Annotated in this window: 16 protein-coding genes; 1 reads left to right on the top strand and 15 read right to left on the bottom strand. The window is 26.2% G+C overall.

What is annotated here, in order from left to right; translation table 11 throughout:
• The 8 genes from KGF48_RS18770 to KGF48_RS18805 all read right to left on the bottom strand — a co-directional run.
• Positions 1 to 311: helix-turn-helix domain-containing protein (locus KGF48_RS18770; RefSeq protein WP_227868441.1), on the bottom strand; the 311-nt coding region annotated here is incomplete at its 3' end.
• Between the two features lies 1 nt (position 312).
• Positions 313 to 720, bottom strand: a complete 408-nt coding sequence (gene tnpA / locus KGF48_RS18775) for an IS200/IS605 family transposase (RefSeq protein WP_227868442.1) — start codon at positions 718 to 720, stop codon at positions 313 to 315.
• 566 nt (positions 721 to 1,286) lie between these two features.
• Positions 1,287 to 1,445, bottom strand: coding sequence for an alpha/beta fold hydrolase (locus KGF48_RS18780; protein ID WP_413894830.1), 159 nt, complete (start codon positions 1,443 to 1,445; stop codon positions 1,287 to 1,289).
• Positions 1,446 to 1,598: 153 nt separating this feature from the next.
• Positions 1,599 to 2,294: a DinB family protein gene (locus KGF48_RS18785; RefSeq protein ID WP_227841214.1), complete on the bottom strand. Its 696-nt coding sequence runs from the start codon at positions 2,292 to 2,294 to the stop codon at positions 1,599 to 1,601.
• 42 nt (positions 2,295 to 2,336) lie between these two features.
• Positions 2,337 to 3,830 (bottom strand): DEAD/DEAH box helicase, encoded by a 1,494-nt coding sequence (locus KGF48_RS18790; protein WP_227868443.1) that lies wholly within the window; start codon positions 3,828 to 3,830, stop codon positions 2,337 to 2,339.
• A 350-nt stretch (positions 3,831 to 4,180) separates the two neighbouring features.
• On the bottom strand, positions 4,181 to 4,723 hold the full coding sequence (locus KGF48_RS18795; protein WP_227829550.1) for an N-acetylmuramoyl-L-alanine amidase: 543 nt from the start codon (positions 4,721 to 4,723) through the stop codon (positions 4,181 to 4,183).
• Between the two features lie 472 nt (positions 4,724 to 5,195).
• Complete coding sequence (locus KGF48_RS18800; RefSeq protein ID WP_227868444.1) at positions 5,196 to 6,209, bottom strand: DUF11 domain-containing protein; 1,014 nt, start codon at positions 6,207 to 6,209, stop codon at positions 5,196 to 5,198.
• Between the two features lie 27 nt (positions 6,210 to 6,236).
• On the bottom strand, positions 6,237 to 6,734 hold the full coding sequence (locus KGF48_RS18805; protein ID WP_227868445.1) for an SPOCS domain-containing protein: 498 nt from the start codon (positions 6,732 to 6,734) through the stop codon (positions 6,237 to 6,239).
• Positions 6,735 to 6,992: 258 nt separating this feature from the next.
• Between KGF48_RS18805 and KGF48_RS18810 the strand changes: the two genes are divergently transcribed.
• Positions 6,993 to 8,249: an MFS transporter gene (locus tag KGF48_RS18810; RefSeq protein ID WP_227841180.1), complete on the top strand. Its 1,257-nt coding sequence runs from the start codon at positions 6,993 to 6,995 to the stop codon at positions 8,247 to 8,249.
• Positions 8,250 to 8,537: 288 nt separating this feature from the next.
• Here KGF48_RS18810 and KGF48_RS18815 read toward each other — a convergent pair whose 3' ends face one another.
• From KGF48_RS18815 to KGF48_RS18845, 7 genes are all read right to left on the bottom strand, one after another.
• Positions 8,538 to 9,242 (bottom strand): ABC transporter permease, encoded by a 705-nt coding sequence (locus KGF48_RS18815; protein WP_227841181.1) that lies wholly within the window; start codon positions 9,240 to 9,242, stop codon positions 8,538 to 8,540.
• The gene (locus tag KGF48_RS18820) at positions 9,235 to 9,963 is read right to left on the bottom strand and encodes an ABC transporter ATP-binding protein (protein ID WP_227829555.1); all 729 of its coding nucleotides are present in this window, start codon (positions 9,961 to 9,963) and stop codon (positions 9,235 to 9,237) included. The genes KGF48_RS18815 and KGF48_RS18820 overlap by 8 nt, the downstream gene beginning before the upstream one ends.
• A gap of 375 nt (positions 9,964 to 10,338) precedes the next feature.
• The gene (locus KGF48_RS18825) at positions 10,339 to 12,642 is read right to left on the bottom strand and encodes a glycoside hydrolase (RefSeq protein ID WP_227841182.1); all 2,304 of its coding nucleotides are present in this window, start codon (positions 12,640 to 12,642) and stop codon (positions 10,339 to 10,341) included.
• Positions 12,643 to 12,689: 47 nt separating this feature from the next.
• On the bottom strand, positions 12,690 to 13,583 hold the full coding sequence (locus KGF48_RS18830) for a glucosaminidase domain-containing protein (protein ID WP_227841183.1): 894 nt from the start codon (positions 13,581 to 13,583) through the stop codon (positions 12,690 to 12,692).
• A gap of 217 nt (positions 13,584 to 13,800) precedes the next feature.
• Positions 13,801 to 16,098: a glycoside hydrolase family 65 protein gene (locus KGF48_RS18835; RefSeq protein WP_227868446.1), complete on the bottom strand. Its 2,298-nt coding sequence runs from the start codon at positions 16,096 to 16,098 to the stop codon at positions 13,801 to 13,803.
• A complete protein-coding gene (gene pgmB / locus KGF48_RS18840; RefSeq protein WP_227841185.1) occupies positions 16,095 to 16,775 on the bottom strand; it encodes a beta-phosphoglucomutase in 681 nt (226 codons plus the stop codon). Before pgmB ends, KGF48_RS18835 begins: the two co-directional genes overlap by 4 nt.
• A gap of 113 nt (positions 16,776 to 16,888) precedes the next feature.
• Positions 16,889 to 17,773: a hypothetical protein gene (locus KGF48_RS18845; protein ID WP_227841186.1), complete on the bottom strand. Its 885-nt coding sequence runs from the start codon at positions 17,771 to 17,773 to the stop codon at positions 16,889 to 16,891.
• Between the last annotated feature and the right edge of the window lie 192 nt (positions 17,774 to 17,965).

Genomic DNA, 17,965 nt, shown 5'->3' on the forward strand with positions numbered 1-17,965 from the left:
GATTTAAATTTAGGAAATCCTACATTTTCTTTAAAGAATTTTTTATATGCGTTTTCTAAATCTTTTAAGGTGTTTTGTAGTGAAAATTTGTCAGGTTCTTTAAGCCACTCTAATTCTTTTTTTAAATTGGTCAAATCAGAACTGCACTGTTTATAAGTAAAAGTTTCTTTATGGTTTTCATAAACTTCTATTCTTTTAGCAAGATACTTATTATATACAAATCTACAACATCCAAAAGTTTTGTTAATTAACTCTTGCTGTTTTTTATTTGGATACATTCTAAACTTATAAGCTTTTTCCACTACTACCACCTCACTTTACTTGTTTTTTCTGATTATTAATATATTTTCTTATCTGCTCCTCTGTATTTTCTGATACAGTAGCAACGAAATAACTAGGATTCCAAAGATGTCCTCCACATAATTTCTTTTTCAACTGTTCTCCATGTTTTTTCATTAACAACCTTGCCGATACACCTTTTAATGCTTTTATCATATTTGGTATATAGTGTTGTGGTGAACAATTTATTAGTAAATGTATTTGGTCTTTATCAACATTACATTCTAATATTTGAAATTTATTATCTTCAGCTATTTTGTTTAATATATTAATTAAATCTTCTTCAATTTCATTTGTTAATACTGGATGTCTATATTTTACACACCATACTATATGGTATTGTACTAAATATACATATCCTCTACCATGAGTCACTTCCATTTTTCATCACCCATCATAATATTAACATATGTAATTATTTAAAACAAGTATTTTAAAGGTTTTTATATTTATTGTTAGATAACATATGCAAGGACCGTAAGTCTTAACTTTTATCATTTTTGAGGTTGTCGTTCACATAAGTTCGCTACTACCTATGTAGTTCTCTTATGAACTTCTTACACTTTCATGCAAGCACAGACTATATCTTATCCTTCGGCATTATCCGTTAAGGTCTACCCACTTCCACTACCGATAGCTTGTAGTGTACTTCCCTCAAGAGGAATAGTCGTTGAAGTTTCTCCTATTCGGAGCTTACCTGCTGATTGCCCATTTTAAAGTACTTAGGGTTTAACCCTATACCATCTAACCAATTTTTTCTACTTTCGTAACTTTCACACTTAGGTTTATTTCATCCTTATGTTTTAGTTTGGTTAGCTTTAGGGATTTCCAGCAATTCAAGTAGTATTGGATAGGTTCTATCCTATCTCTACATATAAGTTTCCCTATATGCTGACTATTTTATCTACTAACTCATGACTAAAGTCGCAAGTGTGCGTAGCTATTTTTTAATCAATTAATATTACTTTATATTCATCTTTATAAAAATCTATTATATCCTCAAACATCTTAGAAGAAGCTGTATTTCCATGTAAAAAAAGCAATGGCGTACCATCTCCAATTTCATTATAGTAGCACTGTTTGTTATTATAGTTAAAATATGCCATATATTTCCCCCTTTAATATTTCTATAAATATATATTTACAACTTACATTTAAAATAACTATTGTCATAAACACTTAAAAATAGTATAGCTTAGAGTATAGCTAAAATCAATAATACCTTTAGTTGATTTGTTATTTACTTAATTTATTGTAATTTAACTTCTGTAAAGTTTCTTTTTTGTACGAAAATGTTCTTTCCATTTGCAACAATCATTCAAGTGAAGTATAACATGTCGAGTAGGAGGCATAAGCAAAATGCCAGCAATATCTTTATTCCCCCAAAAGTCCAGCAACCAAATAGAATCTCCATGCTTTGTTACTCCACCAGTTACCAAAATCCTTTCTAAATCAATTGGAGAAACCTTTCGCTTCATATCTTCAGATTTCAACTTCTTAACAACCTCTCTTGTGTTTTTTGCAACTTCATTTCGATAGCAAAGCAATTCATCAATATTGATACTTTTACTTAAATTCATAATTTCATTATCAGAGAGAGTATTTCCTGTATCTGTAATGAAAACATTCAATCTCTCTTTCCATTGTTCATTAAAAATTTGTTCTTTTTGGGCAACCAGTACATTTACTGTTAAATCTTCAATCCTTGCAATATGCCACAAAACCCACGCAATAGTTTCGTCCTTACTTGTTGGCATAATAGCATATTCATTTCTGTTTAAGTCATAAATAAGCTTGTCCACTTCATTTTTTTCTGTATTTGATATTTCTGAGAGATGTAATTTTGAATGAATTTCCAAAAATAGTGCTTTCGCCTGTTCTATTTTTTCTTCTTTACGTATGATTTTATTTAATTCTTTGTGTACTTCACTTAACCCATTTCCAAAATATTTCATAATAATACCTCTTAATCAAATTCTTTTTTCTATTACACTGAATTATCGTATATCTCTTTTCACCTTAACCATTTTTTTCTTTATAGGTATCTCCTTATATTTTTTTAATATTAAATCTCCCTTGTGATTTAATATATCTATATATGAACATAAATCTTTAACTTCGATTACACCTATATCATCATTAGTAATACCTTTTATATTGCTAAATGCTCCAACTATATCTAAGACCCTTATTTTCTTCTTTTTACCAGCATTTAAATATAATCTAACAACTTCATTTTCTAGATTTAGTTTTATACATTTACTTTTGTGTGGATTTTTATCCATTTTTTTTCTTTTCGATACTTCTTTCAAAATTTCTTTTGAATATTCTTCAAATAAAACTTTACCCTGTATAATACTACTTTGTTCTATATTAGTTAACTCATTTATTTTATATCCTACATATGTTTCTATATTCTCTATATATTTTTCATCCTTTTCATCTACTATAGTAATAGCTTTTCCACTATTTCCTTTTCTCCCAGTCCTACCTATTCTATGTATATAGTTTTCCTTATCTTGTGGTACATCATAATTTATCACTAAAGAAATATCATCAATATGTATTCCTCTAGATGCTACATCACTACTAACTAATACATTAAACTTTATATTTTTAAAATCCTTAATCACAAATATTCTTTTTTCTTGGGATAAATCTGCATGTAACTCTCTTACCAAAAAACCTTCCTTACTCATTTTGTTATATAATTTAGATACTTTTTCTTTAGTATTACAAAATATTATTACACTTCTTGGATTTTCACTGTATATTAATTCTTTTAAAACTATATACTTATTTCTTTCCTTTGACTTGATTATTTTGTCATCTATTTGTCTTAATCCTTCATTAGTATTACTTTCATTTCCTTCTACATTTATAATACTATAATCTGGCATATATTTTTCACATATATATTTTATCTCTTCACCTATCGTAGCTGAAAAAAGACCTAACGTTCTCTCTTTAGGTATATTGGTTAATATTGTTTCCATTTGTTCAAGAAAACCTTTGTTAAACATTTTATCAGCTTCATCTATTATTAAATACTTCATTTTTTCTAAATTAATAGTCCCTCTATTTATATGGTCAATTATTCTACCTGGAGTAGCTACAACGATATGAACCCTTTGTTTTAACTCAGCTATTTGTTCTTTTATAGATTGTCTACCAAATATAGCACTACATCTCACCTTCTTTAACCTTCCTATATTTGATATTTCATCTTTTACCTGTAGTGCTAATTCTCTCGTTGGTACTACTATAAGTGCTTGAATATTATTATACTCTATATCAATATTTTCACATATAGGTATTGCAAAACTTGCTGTTTTCCCACTTCCTGTTTTTGATTTTACTGCTATATTTTTATTATTTAACAATTCTGGAATAACCTCTATTTGTACCTTAGAAGGCACATTATATTCTAAATTTTTTAATGACTTAAGTATCTTTTTATCTAATTTAAAACTTTCGAATGTATATTTCATATGTTACCACCTTACTATATTTATTTTCATCTTATCAATTATATTTTTCTCCATTCTATTATTATAATGTAAGATGTCAATATTTTTATAGTTTTTATTATCCTACATATATAGATTTTCGCAACAAAAAATTATAAACTAGTCCTTAAATCAAAATAAAATCTTACAAAAAAATACCCCTTATTAACATTGATAAATCAATATTTTCAAGGGGTATTTTTTTAGATAATTTAATCGACTTAAATAGACTGAATTAGTATACTTTTTAGGTTTAATTTATATTTCTAGACATTGTTTCAATTTATATCTAAGATTAAAAGATATTAATCAATACCTAAATTACCATAATCTCACATACCTATATCTTTATTCAAAATACCTTCTGTTATTAATCGTGCTATATAGTCATAACCTGCTTCATTGGCTTTATTACAATCATCCATATTATCACAGAAAAAACTTTCAATTTGTATTGCAACTGGATTGGTGTTTCTCAATATATATAAATTTTCTCTTTTTTTAGCTCCTCTATTTTCAAATAGTTCCCCAAGTTTATTAGATACTCTTTTAGCATATTCTAATCCTTCATTACCATAATAAAGTACTTCTGCACCAAAGCTTTTTCCATCACTTTTATTTAAATGTAGCTCTACTAGTAAATCATATTTGCCACTATTTATTTTTGGAACTCTATAAAAAAACTCTTCCTTTTCTGCTACAAAATGTCTTTCTGGACAAATTATTACATCTACTGCATTACCTTGACTTATAAGCATCTCTGCTAGCATAGGAGCTAATTTTTTATTATAACTATACTCATCAACTATTGCATTTACACCTGTACTTTTTCCACCTTTTAGTATACTATGACCTACTGTTATGCATATTTTCATTTACTTTTTGTCACCTTCTTTTAAAGCTAAAATTTATATAATAGTAATATGATTTTAAAGTTATTACTAGTAATAATATATTAATTGAAGATGGCAAAAGTTCTCATAACTTATCATTTTTTTAACATATTTGTCTTATTTTAGCGTAAATCTAGATGCTTAATTTTATTTATTACAGATATATTGTAAGCTAAAAGTTCCTCAAGAATCACAAATTTCTTATCTCTAACTTTGCTAACACTTTTATTCTTAAACTATATAATTGTCATTATAATATTAGAATAAATTGTTTGGTAAGAGGTGATTATTAAGGATTTATAATCGATTTATAAGTCATAAATACTTAATAATTGATTTTTTATAATTGATACCGTTTTAACATAATTATCACCTTATATCTAATCTATAATAATATTTGTATACATTAAACTATATAGTTACTTTAGTAATTTTAAATTTTATGTACAACTAATTAATAGTATAATAGAAGTGATGTATTTATAAATAATTCGCCATTATTCAGTTCATTTATTGATACATGTTCAGTTTTTATATTTATACTTTTTACATCTTCATAAACTATTCCAACAGGTGAACAAATAGAGCAAGAGAAACCAAAAGTTTTAGTTACTTTTTTAATTTTGTTAGTACTAATATTAATTTGATTTTTGTAATTTTTTATATTTTCATTAGCCATTTTTATATTACTTCTATAGTCCTTATCTTCTTGAGTGTCATCAATATTATCTGATTTATTTACTGCTTTAAATCTACTATGATTTCTACAACTATAATCCATTTCAAACTCTACACTTCCAACAATTATTAAATTACATAGTTTTAAATTTTTTTCTTTATTTATAGGATTTTTTATAAGTTTTACATCGAGTATTTTGCTATTTGTATCCACTTTTAATATATCTTTTAGATTTTTAGGTGCTTTTAAAGTATTACTTATATTTAATTGTTTAAATACAGCTTTTTTAATACTTGTATAAACACGATTACTTTCTATTGATATTTTCATTGGAAATTTTTCCATGTCATACTTATAATAATAATATATATTAGCGTGGTTTTCTATAACCCTGCATGCTGAATTTGCTAATACTATATTTTTAAAAGATATTATTTTTTTACAATTTCCATTTATCTTACCTATGTAAAAACCTTGTTGTGGATTTAATTCACCTTTTTTGATACCATTAACTTCTACAGTATTATTTATAAACTTTATGTATTTAGAAATATAATCTTTAAAAAATATATTCCCAGTTTTGCGATTACTTATATTTGTAACAACAATAGTATATGTTAAAATATCAAATACAGATGCATATTCTTTATCAACATATTTTTCTACCTTTAAAATATTTCCACTCATATCATTTGAAATAATATTACTAAAAGTAGTTTTTGTTATTATAGGGCTTCTAGATAATAACTTATAACTAAAATTTTCCCCATATTCATTGATACCTCTCATTGCACCCACCTTTCTATAATTTAAACATTATCTTATTTTAAAATTATTGTCATAACTTATAATTGTAGTTACACTTATAAATAAATTATTTTCATCTAAAATAGATGATGTTATATCTTGTATAATATACTTTAAATTAATTTTATCGTTATTTTTTATTCCTCTAGGCATTTGTATAAATGTACTAAAAGGTATTTTTAATTCAAGTATATTTTTCTTTGTAGAATTCCTATTTCTTTTTGCATTACTTATATTTTCTAACCTTATATTAGTATTTATATCACCAACTACAATTAACTTTTTACCCGTCATCTGCTCATCCTCTAATGACATACATTCTATTGTATCAATCAATTTTATATCGTGTATATTCATGCCACAAACAGATGTGTCTAATAAACTTACTCCAGATTTTTTAGAAACTAGCTTAAAATTTTTATATGTATTAAATTGAGAAAAGTAAAATGTATTTTCTAGACTTTCACATTCTTCCAGATTATATATAACCTTATCTTTTTCATACATGATTTCATCAATCTCCCTATATCTATATATTAATACTATTCATTATAACTATTTCAAATTACTATTTTTAATTTTGTATCAAAGAAATATCGCTATTCATAAGGTATGATATATTTTTAATAGATATCATACTTTTTATTTAAAATAAAAATATAATTTTAAAATTATAAATTAAGTATATCTATTGACTTTTTATTTATAATTGATTATAATCTTTATAGACCGACGGTCAGTCTTCAAAAGTGAGGTGTTCTAAAAATGCAAGATTTAAATAAAATGAATAGTTGTTTTAATAAGAATTTTAATCTAATAGTACTTGGTCAAATTATCTCTATACTTGGTTCATCGTTGTTAAGATTTGGACTTTCCACTTATATTTTAGATACGACAGGACGTGCAGACATATTTGCAGCTTTATATGCAATATCAAACATACCTCTTTTATTTTCTCCAATTGGTGGTGCAATAGCGGATAGATTTAATCGTAAAAATTTAATGGTCATCTTTGATTTTATGAGTTCGATTATTATTTTTACGTTTATTTGTCTTCTTTCCTCTTTAAACAATTCAATTATATTAATTGGGGTTATTATGGTACTATTGTCAATTATTAGTTCTATGTATCAACCTACTGTGCAGGCAAGCATACCTTTAATAGTAAATGAAAAAGATTTAGAACAAGCAAATGGAATTGTAAATGGAATTGGCTCTCTTTCAAGTATGTTTGCTCCTGTTCTTGGAGGTTTGTTGTATGGTCTTATTGGAATTAAGATGCTTCTTATTACAAGTTGTATTGCATTTTTTCTATCCGCAGTAATGGAAATGTTTATTCATATACCTTTTAATAAAAGAGAAGTTAATGGAAGCATAGTATCAACAATAGTCAGTGATATGAAAGAAGGATTTTCTTATGTTATAAAACAATCTCATATTAGTAAAGCCATGATTCTAGCAGCTTCTTTAAATTTATTTTTGACTCCATTCTTACTTGTAGGAATACAATATATTTTACGTATAACAATGCATAGTAGTAATAATATGTATGGCATAGGGATAGGAATTATTGAATTTAGTAGTGTTTTAGGTGCACTTTCAATAGGTATGTTTGCTAAAAAAATGAAAATGAATACATTATATCGCTGGTTAATGTTAATTAGTATTTTGATGATACCAATGGCCATTTCTGTTTCACCTTCAATGCTTAAACTAGGATACTATCCATCTTTTATATTACTATTTATTTGTATTATACCTATAGCCATGTCTATGACAATTATTACTATATTCGTTTTAACTATTGTTCAAAAACAAACTCCTAATGAATTATTGGGGAAAGTAATGGCTACTATTACAGCTGTATCACAGTGTGTTGCTCCAGTTGGTCAAATTATGCATGGAAAATTATTTGAAGTTTTCAGTTCTAGAGTTTATATACCTATAGTATGTATGTTCATAATTATGCTATCAATTTCAATCCTTGCTAAATATCTGTATAAGAATGAATCAAAGGCATAAAATATAAAATAATTAAAAAGGATTTAATTCTTTTATAAAAAGCCTATAGTAAAAGGGCATATTTAAAGTTTCAAATTTATTTATTAATATTGAGATAATAAAAATGCGAAATCAAGTAATTAAAGTAAAATAAACATACTATTTATAATTATTTTTAAATATACAAACTGATTGGAAAATATACTTTAATCATCTACAAAACGGTAAAAAGCAACAGATAAATAAAGTATGACACCTTATTATTATCTGTTGCTTTATTCATTAGAACTATCTTTATTAAATATACAATTATACTTCTATGTCTTCGACTTTTGAGATAAGCCATAAGTACGAAAGTCCAGCTAATACTGCTGCTACTATCCAGACAATAATAAAAGGAATATATGTGTGAATCATAGTTGTTACAATGTTAGCAGTGCATGAGGCAAGAATAACAGAGGCTATAATCGTTGTTTGAATGGAATATTTTCGAAATCCAATGCTAGCAGAAATTACACCTATAAATAAAGAGAATACAGCACACAAAATTGTTTCAATGATAATCTTAAAAAACAATCCAGGAGTAAAATTATCAGAAATCATAGGAAAAATAGCTTCTGTCATCGTAAATATAAGTAGAGAAATAATCGTTCCAATCAACATAAAACTCAAACATAATGTAGCTATTAATACAATCTTTGAGTTCAATAAAGTCTTTCGATTTATTGGATAAGTAAAAATTAAAATTGCATTTTTTCCAGAATATTCTTTTATAACAAATGTGGAAAACAATACAGATGATAAAATGGCATAAGCTACCATTTGTAAAACGTTAGTGATTACCCAAATATTATGGTAATTAGAAAACTCAGCAGAATCTGTGTCTCCTCCTAAATAAGCAATCATAGCAAATGTATATAAAAATCCTAATACACATAAAGTAATAATACCCATGGCATTAAGATAAGGGCGAATTTTATTTTTTTTTAGTTCTAATTTTATAAGTTTATACACAGTTGTTTCCTCCATTCATTATTTCAAAAAAATACTCTTCCAAACCATTGGGAAATTCTTGTTTTACTGTAGACATAGGAATTTCTTTTAAAATACTCCCATTCGAAATAATACCTATTGTATCAGCTATATACTCTATTTCACTTAATATATGACTTGAAATAATAAGTGTCATATCATATTCTTTTGCAAGTGTTTTGAATAAATCACGCATTTGTTTTATTCCCATAGGGTCAAGACCATTGATAGGTTCATCAAGTAAAAGAATATCTGGATTATGTATGATTGCACGAGCAATCCCCAACCTTTGCTTCATACCCAAAGAGAACTTACATACCTGTAGCTTTCCAGTATTTTCGAGTCCTACTTTTTGCAAAACAGCATTTATATCTGCACCAGAAAAATTCATGTAAGCGTTATGTATCTTTAAATTTTCCTCCACTGATAAATGTTCATAAAAAATAGGAGTTTCTATAATACATCCAATTTTTCTTAAAATATTATTACGATTTTCTGATATATTCATATCAGAAATCATTATATTCCCAGCGGTTGGTTTTAATAAACCAGCTATCAATTTTAGTACTGTAGTTTTTCCAGCTCCATTTGCACCCAAAAATCCATAAATACTTCCTTTCTCTACATTTATGTTACAATGTTTGATAACCTCTTGATTATCAAATACTTTTACCAAATCTTGAACTTTAATGATTGTATTCATTTTCTTTAATATTTTCCTTTCTCTATGAATCAGTCTTTGTTTTTAGTGTTATTAAGCTTTTCAAATCTGATTCTTTCATAAAATAATATCACTTCAATTAGACAACATGATGTCTTATTCAAGAATACTATCTTTCATTCAAAAAGTCAATATATTGTCTAAAGTAAAATTTATATTTATTAAAAGGTACAATGGGTAGGGTATATGTTGGAATAGTTCAGATATTTAATATTACTTGGGCAAGGTTTTCAATATTAAAAATGATATAAAAATAGTGACTATCTTAATTTTAATAATTAAGATAGTCACTATTTTGTATAGTCTAATTAAATATTATTTTATATGTGAGTTTAATAGAATTTATTTTCATTAAATCTATTGTTCTGGTTTATAAATAACTTTCTTATTATTATCATATATTACCAAAGAATTTGACTTTACAATTTCATTTTCATATTTAACATCTTTTCCAGAAAAATTAGCTACTACTTTTAAATCCTCTCCATATTTAGTCATTTGAACTAATCTATCATCAGAAATAAACTCAAAGTCTGTCATTTCTCTTTTAATAGCCTTTTTATTAAACTCTGACCATACTTTATCATGAGAAATTATTTCACCTTTATGTTTTTCCCATTCAGTTCTATCTATATAATACATAGGTGGTGTATTATATAATACTTCTTTCATCATTCTACTTCCAACTTCATCCTTAATTTTAAAAGTTCCCCATAACCATTGATGAGAAGATACAACAGAATCATTATAAACTAATCTAAATAAAGGTAAAGAATAAGTTGGGTCTATAAATATTTTTTTGTATTTTTCTTTTACAGGTATCTGTTTTGAAAAGACTTCTGGTACTCCTCCTGTTGGAGAATAGTATCTACCAACATAATATTCACTTTCTTTGTTCTTGCTCATATCTTTATCTACCCAAGCAAACGCTGGTGTCTCAAGCCCATGTGCAAATGCTATAGTACTACTTGCAAAGTCATTTCCTCCTTCTGAACCTATAACCATATTAGCATTATCTCTTATATACGACATTCTTTCGAGTCTGGCTTTTAAATCTTGTGACTGTGTTGTTATATGATTTGGAGAATAATCATCAAAAATTTCTCCTGTAGCATCACAGTCTATAAACCAAGAATTAAATTTATACCCTTCATCCAATATACTTTTTACTCTCTCTTTTACACTTTGTAAAGACAATGTAGGATTTAGTTGTCTTCCTTCTCCTTGAAATCCAGATTCTTTTTCACCTTTTTTATTTTCTATAGTAGCATTTTCATATAGTGACTTATCTTTAAAGGCTGCTGTACTCCATTTTTCTTCCCCTGGCTTGTGTATAGAATGGTATGAATCATATGGTCCTACAAGATAACCTAAATCATTAGCTCTTTTGACTATCTCTGGTGATACATAACCATCTTCCATATCATCAAACCCTATCCAAGCATTATCAATACCAGATTTATTCATATCATTAATTACATCAATTGTATTATATCTTGCCCATGTATCAATTTTATTCACACTATCCCCTAGCTTTGACTTTAATAGCTTCTTGTTAAACTCTATAAGTTCTACTCTATTTAATTTAGATATTCCTTTATCTAATACTTTTTTTATTTCTTTATCATTACTATCAAAAACCTTACTATTATAAAAAGTATTTAGTTGCATAACTTGATTAAACGCTTGAACTATTTGATTTTTTTGATATTTATCTATATAATCTTGATTTCTTATCTGGTTAAGTACAGTTATAAATTCACTATTATCAGTTTTTTTACTTAAGAGTTCTTTCATCCAATTAATTAAATCATCTGATAAATTTTTCTTTAATTTGTCCCATTTAATATCACTTACTGTTATTATAGATTTGTCTGCAAAATAAATCTGTGGAGCTCCATAAAGCTTTTCAATATTTTTATTGTCCTTAGATTTTTCTTCTAATGTTTTAAACTCACCTTTATCAACTATATAATTTTTATATGTTTTGGCTACATCTGTAATATTTTTGTCAGTCAAATATATCTTAAATCCATACTCTTTATTTTTATTTATACTTGGATATTCATGTGTAAATGTAAAATTAATTTTATCTTTAGAATTAAATTTAATCTCATTATTAAACTCATTTTCAATAATATAAAGCACAGAATACTTTGTCTTATTTACTGCAAAAAACTGCATTGAAAAGGATTCTATGACATTGTAAGCTGATTCATTTAAATGCTCTTTCCAGTACTTATCATTACTTGGTATAAACTTGCCTTCATAAAGTGGTAACACATAACTTTCGCCTTCAATTCTTGGCCAATTAAAACTAGCTTCTTTTTCTGAATTAGATTTAATGTCTACATCTAAATAGCTTTTCTCCTTTTTTATATTTATGTCTATGTTTTCATCAGGATATGTCCATGATGTCTCTGTCTTCGTCTTTTTAAAATTTGACACTTTCCTTTCTTTTAATGGTTCAGATATCTTTTCCTTTAAACCATTAGATTCTACTGATACCTCAAAAGTTTCTGGTTTTACTTCAAAATTAAAATCCAGATTTTTGACATTATACATAGATGATGTGTCATTAATCACCTCACTACTACTACATCCAGTGATAATAGTTGCAATAATTATACAACTTGTAAATACCGAGAATATTTTTTTCATAAAAGCCACCTCCTCGATAAATATATCATCCTTATGTTACGTCAAGGTTACATTTTACTTTGAATTTCACTATCTATTAATTGAAGATTATATTGTTGAATTAATTCCATTAGACGTTTTGCATATATGTTATTTCCACTTTCATCTTTTGCAGTGCTATAACCTGCTTTTTCTAATGCTTTAGCTTGATAGATATATGTTTTTGCATCAAATACACCATTGGCTTTATATCTTTTATTTGTAGCTAAAAATTTTGCATGGTCTTTTATAGATTCACTTTTAGCATCATATATTCTAAATTTATCATCTATAATTGTATCTAAATGTTCTTTTGTTTCTAAAGTAACTGATTTTCCTTTCCAATAGGCATCGGCCTTTATACCAAATAAGTTATTATACTCTTTTGCTAAACTTGATTTACCCCAACTAGATTCAATTATTGCTTGTGCAATAGTTATAGATGGCAGTATTTTATAATTTTTATAGTTTTGTATAGCGGATGTTTCAATCTCATTAATAAATTTCATGTATTGTGTGTCAGATTTTAATCTTTCTGGCTTTATGCCATAATCTTTAAGGTCCTCTATATAATCATTAACCAATCTTTTTTGTTTATTATTAAATTTTAACTCATTTAAAACATTACTTAACTTTTCTACTTTATTATTTTTAGAAAAATCTTTAACAAATAAATCTGATACTTCTTTTATTTGTGAATCATTAACTTTTTCTAACTTATTTTTATTTAATACAGCAATAATAGAAGCTACATACTTCCAATTAACTTGTGCATTATTTTCACTTGCTAAATCAGCATATTCTATATACTTACTAACATCTATATCATCCTTATTTATCTCTTTAATTGAATATTCTTTTACTAATACCCCTATTCCAACTACTATTATTAGTATTGCTACAATGAACTTCTTATTCTTCATAAATTATTTCCTCCCTTATATTCTCTACAGAATACAATATACCCTACTTTTGTTACATATTCTTTACGAAATTATGAAGATTTTATGAAGATTTATGTAATATATTTAATTTAAAGCACGATTATTGTTATAATATATAGGTTTGCATTAAATAAAAAATAGTTAAAATAAATTTTAAATTAGATAAATTTATTTTAACTATTTATACAATAAAACATTATTTTAATTTATTTCTATCAATCTCTATAGATTTTTCTAATATATACTCTTTTCCATATACAATAATTCTTATTGGTTTTCCCTTTAAATTTTCTATCTTAATCAAATTACTATATACATCAACATTGATATTATTATCTCTATAATTTATATTAAAAGAATAATTCTTCCATTCTTGAGGCAACCTAGGCTCAAAAGATAGAGTTTCATTCCATGTTCTCATACCTGCAAATCCATGTACAATGGAAAGCCATGAGCCAGACATTGAGGTTATATGAAGACCATCATTAGTATCATTATTATAATTATCTAAATCAAGTCTAGCTGTTCTTGAGTATAATTCATAAGCTTTTTTTAGGTTATCTACTTCAGAAGCAATAATAGAATAAACACTAGAAGATAAAGAAGATTCATGTACAGTATATCTCTCATAAAAATCAAAGTTTCTCTTTTTCTCTTCTTTAGTAAACCTATTTCCAAAATAATAAATTCCTTGTAACACATCCGCTTGTTTTATAAAGCAAGACCTAAGAATCTTATCCCAAGACCATTTTTGATTAAGAGGAAGATTCTCTTTTGGCAAATCTTTTACCTCTATAAATTCCTTATCTAAAAAATTATCATTCTGAACTATTATTTGTAATTCTTCATCATATGGCAAATACATTTTCTTTGATATTATTTTCCAGTCCTCAATTTCCTCTCTACTTATATTATTTCTTTCAATACATTCGCTGTACTCTTTTTCTAACTTTAAGACATTTTCTATAGCATATTCCAAACACCACTTGGCTATATAATTAGTATACCAATTATTATTAATATTGTTTTCGTATTCATTTGGGCCTGTAACTCCATGCATCATATACAAACCTTTTCTTGTAGATAAATGTACTCTGCTAGCCCAAAATCTAGCTACTTCTATTATTACATCTATACCCTTTTCTTTTATATATTCAAAATCACCTGTATAATTTGTATAATTATATATTGCATATACTATACTTCCATTGCGATGAATCTCTTCAAATGTTATCTCCCATTCATTATGACATTCTACTCCATCAAAAGTAACCATTGGGTATAAGGCTCCCTTAAGTCCAAGTTTTTTTGCATTATCTTTTGCTTGATTTAGCTGATTGTATCTATATACTAAAAGATTTCTTGCTACACTCTTATCTGCCACACCTAAATACACTGGAATACAAAATGCTTCTGTATCCCAATAAGTAGCACCTCCATATTTTTCACCAGTAAATCCTTTTGGTCCTATATTTAATCTTGAATCTTCTCCATAATAAGTCGAGAATAGTTGAAATAGATTATATCTTATACCTTGTTGACTACTCTTATCCCCTTCTATCTTTATATCTGCACTTTCCCATCTTTTATTCCACAATTTTGTATGTTTATTTAAGATATCTTCGTAATCTTTAGATATTTCTATATTTAAAATATCTTCACATCTCTTTAATAGCTCATTTTCACCATAATCTCTAGTAGAAGTTATTGTTACATATTTTTCTATTCCAATAGTTTCATTTTCTAAAATATCCATTGTTATTGAATTTTCACAGTAATTATCAGTACTTAAATAAGATATACCATCTACTTTACCTCTTGTTTTAATATGCATCATTGCACCTACTGTAAATATTGGTGTATTAAATGTATTTTCTTTTGTACGTGAAAGTATCTTTCCTCTATATTCTGAGGAACTTGAAGAAACTGCATTCCAAAATTCTTCTTCATAATTTGAATCTTCATTTTTTATATTTGAATCTAAGTATGGAATAAATTTTATTTTAGCGCTAGAATTTAAAGCTTTTATATCATACTTTATTACAGCTAATTCCTTAACTGATATGCTTAAAAATCTTGTTATATTAGCTTCAAATTTTTTGCCATTAGTATTCACAGTAAATTTGCGCTTTAAAATACCATTTTTCATGTCTAATTCTCTATAAAAATTTTCAACATTACATTTTGCAAGGTCTAACTCTATCCCATCTATGAAAATTCTTATCCCTATATAATTAACTGAGTTAGGAATTTTACCAAAGTATTCTGGATATCCGTTTTTCCACCATCCAACACGAGTTTTATCTGGAAACCATACTCCAGCTATATAAGAACCTCTATGGCTATCTCCGCTATATCTTTCCTCATAGTTTCCTCTCATACCCATATAACCATTGCCTATACTCATTATAGACTCTGCTAATCTATTTTCTTTAATTTCAATCTTGTCTTGTATAATTTTCCACTCATTTATATTATCAAACAAACATTTCATATAACGCTCCTAACTATATACTTATTATACTCACTTAATATATACTTAAAATTTAACTGACTTGTTGAATTTACAAGTAAATTTGCTTTTTTTAGATTTTTATAATCTCCAACTCCAACAGAAAACATATTGGCTGAGTTTATAGCATCAATACCTGCACTTGCATCTTCTATACCTATACAATTTTTAGGATTTACACCAAGCCCCTTTGCTGACATGAGAAATATATCTGGATATGGTTTGTTGTTCTTACATTTTGATGCATCTGCTATGAAATCAAATTGGTCACTTATGCCTAGGTGTTTTAACACATTTATAGCATTCTTACTTGCAGAAGACAATCCTATCTTTATATTATTAGATTTTATATCATCAAGTAAATTTTTTATACCTGGTAAAATATTATTTGAAGTTATCTTGTTTATTAAAGATACATAATAGTTATTTTTGTCTTCAGCCATTTTCATTTTTTCTTCTTCCGAAAATGAATCTTTTTTATATCCATATTCTAGTATTTTATTTAATGATTCCATTCTACTTATACCCTTTAAAGACTCATTAAATTCCTTATCTATATCTATACCAATCTCATCAGCTAGTTTTTTCCAAGCTAAATAATGATAGTCTGCTGTATCTGTAATCACTCCATCTAAATCAAATATAAATGCTTCAAGCATTCCTATACCCCTTTCTCTATAAGGATTTTTTAGACTAATAATTAATTTATTTTGCGTCTATATCTCATATTTTAGATATTCTTTTATATTTTAAATATTCTTTATATAACTATTCAATCTAATTCACTCTTTAATTCAAAACCTACATCTATTTCACTCTCTTGCACACCATATTTTTTTATCACTCTAGAAAAATTTGACCACATCTTTCCAGAAAAAGCATTTAAATAATTTATATTGCAAATAAATTTCCCCTCTTCAATTTCTTTCTTATATAGTCGTGGTCCTACTATATATACAGGAAACATAGCCCATGCTTTTTCCCCTCTGTATTTTTTTATAACTTTTGTATAATTTTCATTCTTCATAATACATACTAAAAATACACATACAAACGGATTTTCTTCAACATCTATACCAAAAGAAAAAGATATATCTGTCCCAAACTCTTTTTCTATTTTACACAAATCCTCTTTAACCTGTTTTTCAAGTTTTCGTGAAGCTTCATTACAAAATTTTTCAATCTCACTGGATGGAATTGGAATCCAAAGTGGCATATCTGATATATAATCTATACTTTTATCATCAAATGGTAACTCTCTTCGCTTCATTTCAGCTATAGCAGACATATAATTTTTATCAGATATAAAAAAAGTTGCAATTTTATTATTATCCATATATATCTTAACTGGACATTCCTGTTTCTTGTTATTTATTGAAATTCTAGTAATATTATGATATGAATACTCTTTTTCACTCCCTATACATTTACGAACTTTAATATTATATAAATCAAAAATAATATACTTTCTTGTATATTTGAGAATTGAAGTTAATCCATATATTGTAAGTGTAATAGTAATTACTAATATGTAATACTGTTTAATATATACACAAAATACACTTAATACGATCCCAATTGATAAAAATATCAAACCTAAAATTAAATTTACAATACTAGACTTTACTGTAACTATATATTCTTTATAGTCATTCATGTTTTCCCTTCCCTCTACTTATTCAGTAATTCTCCTTTTTATTAAATTACAAAATAATTAAAAACTTCAATATTTATTTTCATCTAAATAAAAACTTTTCTTAACAAGTTTTATTACAAATCACCTGTATATAAAATTATACTGAATTCATTTATTATAATTAAAAATACTTTATTTAAATAATATAAAAAG

Origin of the sequence: Clostridioides sp. ZZV15-6388 (assembly GCF_020657755.1) — a bacterium.
GTDB lineage: Bacteria > Bacillota > Clostridia > Peptostreptococcales > Peptostreptococcaceae > Clostridioides.

Bases quoted from the DNA above. Each gene is read 5' to 3' on its own strand.
- tnpA (WP_227868442.1), bottom strand. From the start codon at position 720: ATGGAAGTGACTCATGGTAGAGGATATGTATATTTAGTACAATACCAT.
- KGF48_RS18780 (WP_413894830.1), bottom strand. From the start codon at position 1,445: ATGGCATATTTTAACTATAATAACAAACAGTGCTACTATAATGAAATT.
- KGF48_RS18785 (WP_227841214.1), bottom strand. From the start codon at position 2,294: ATGAAATATTTTGGAAATGGGTTAAGTGAAGTACACAAAGAATTAAAT.
- KGF48_RS18790 (WP_227868443.1), bottom strand. From the start codon at position 3,830: ATGAAATATACATTCGAAAGTTTTAAATTAGATAAAAAGATACTTAAG.
- KGF48_RS18795 (WP_227829550.1), bottom strand. From the start codon at position 4,723: ATGAAAATATGCATAACAGTAGGTCATAGTATACTAAAAGGTGGAAAA.
- KGF48_RS18800 (WP_227868444.1), bottom strand. From the start codon at position 6,209: ATGAGAGGTATCAATGAATATGGGGAAAATTTTAGTTATAAGTTATTA.
- KGF48_RS18805 (WP_227868445.1), bottom strand. From the start codon at position 6,734: ATGTATGAAAAAGATAAGGTTATATATAATCTGGAAGAATGTGAAAGT.
- KGF48_RS18810 (WP_227841180.1), top strand. From the start codon at position 6,993: ATGCAAGATTTAAATAAAATGAATAGTTGTTTTAATAAGAATTTTAAT.
- KGF48_RS18820 (WP_227829555.1), bottom strand. From the start codon at position 9,963: ATGAATACAATCATTAAAGTTCAAGATTTGGTAAAAGTATTTGATAAT.
- KGF48_RS18825 (WP_227841182.1), bottom strand. From the start codon at position 12,642: ATGAAAAAAATATTCTCGGTATTTACAAGTTGTATAATTATTGCAACT.
- KGF48_RS18830 (WP_227841183.1), bottom strand. From the start codon at position 13,583: ATGAAGAATAAGAAGTTCATTGTAGCAATACTAATAATAGTAGTTGGA.
- KGF48_RS18835 (WP_227868446.1), bottom strand. From the start codon at position 16,098: ATGAAATGTTTGTTTGATAATATAAATGAGTGGAAAATTATACAAGAC.
- pgmB (WP_227841185.1), bottom strand. From the start codon at position 16,775: ATGCTTGAAGCATTTATATTTGATTTAGATGGAGTGATTACAGATACA.
- KGF48_RS18845 (WP_227841186.1), bottom strand. From the start codon at position 17,773: ATGAATGACTATAAAGAATATATAGTTACAGTAAAGTCTAGTATTGTA.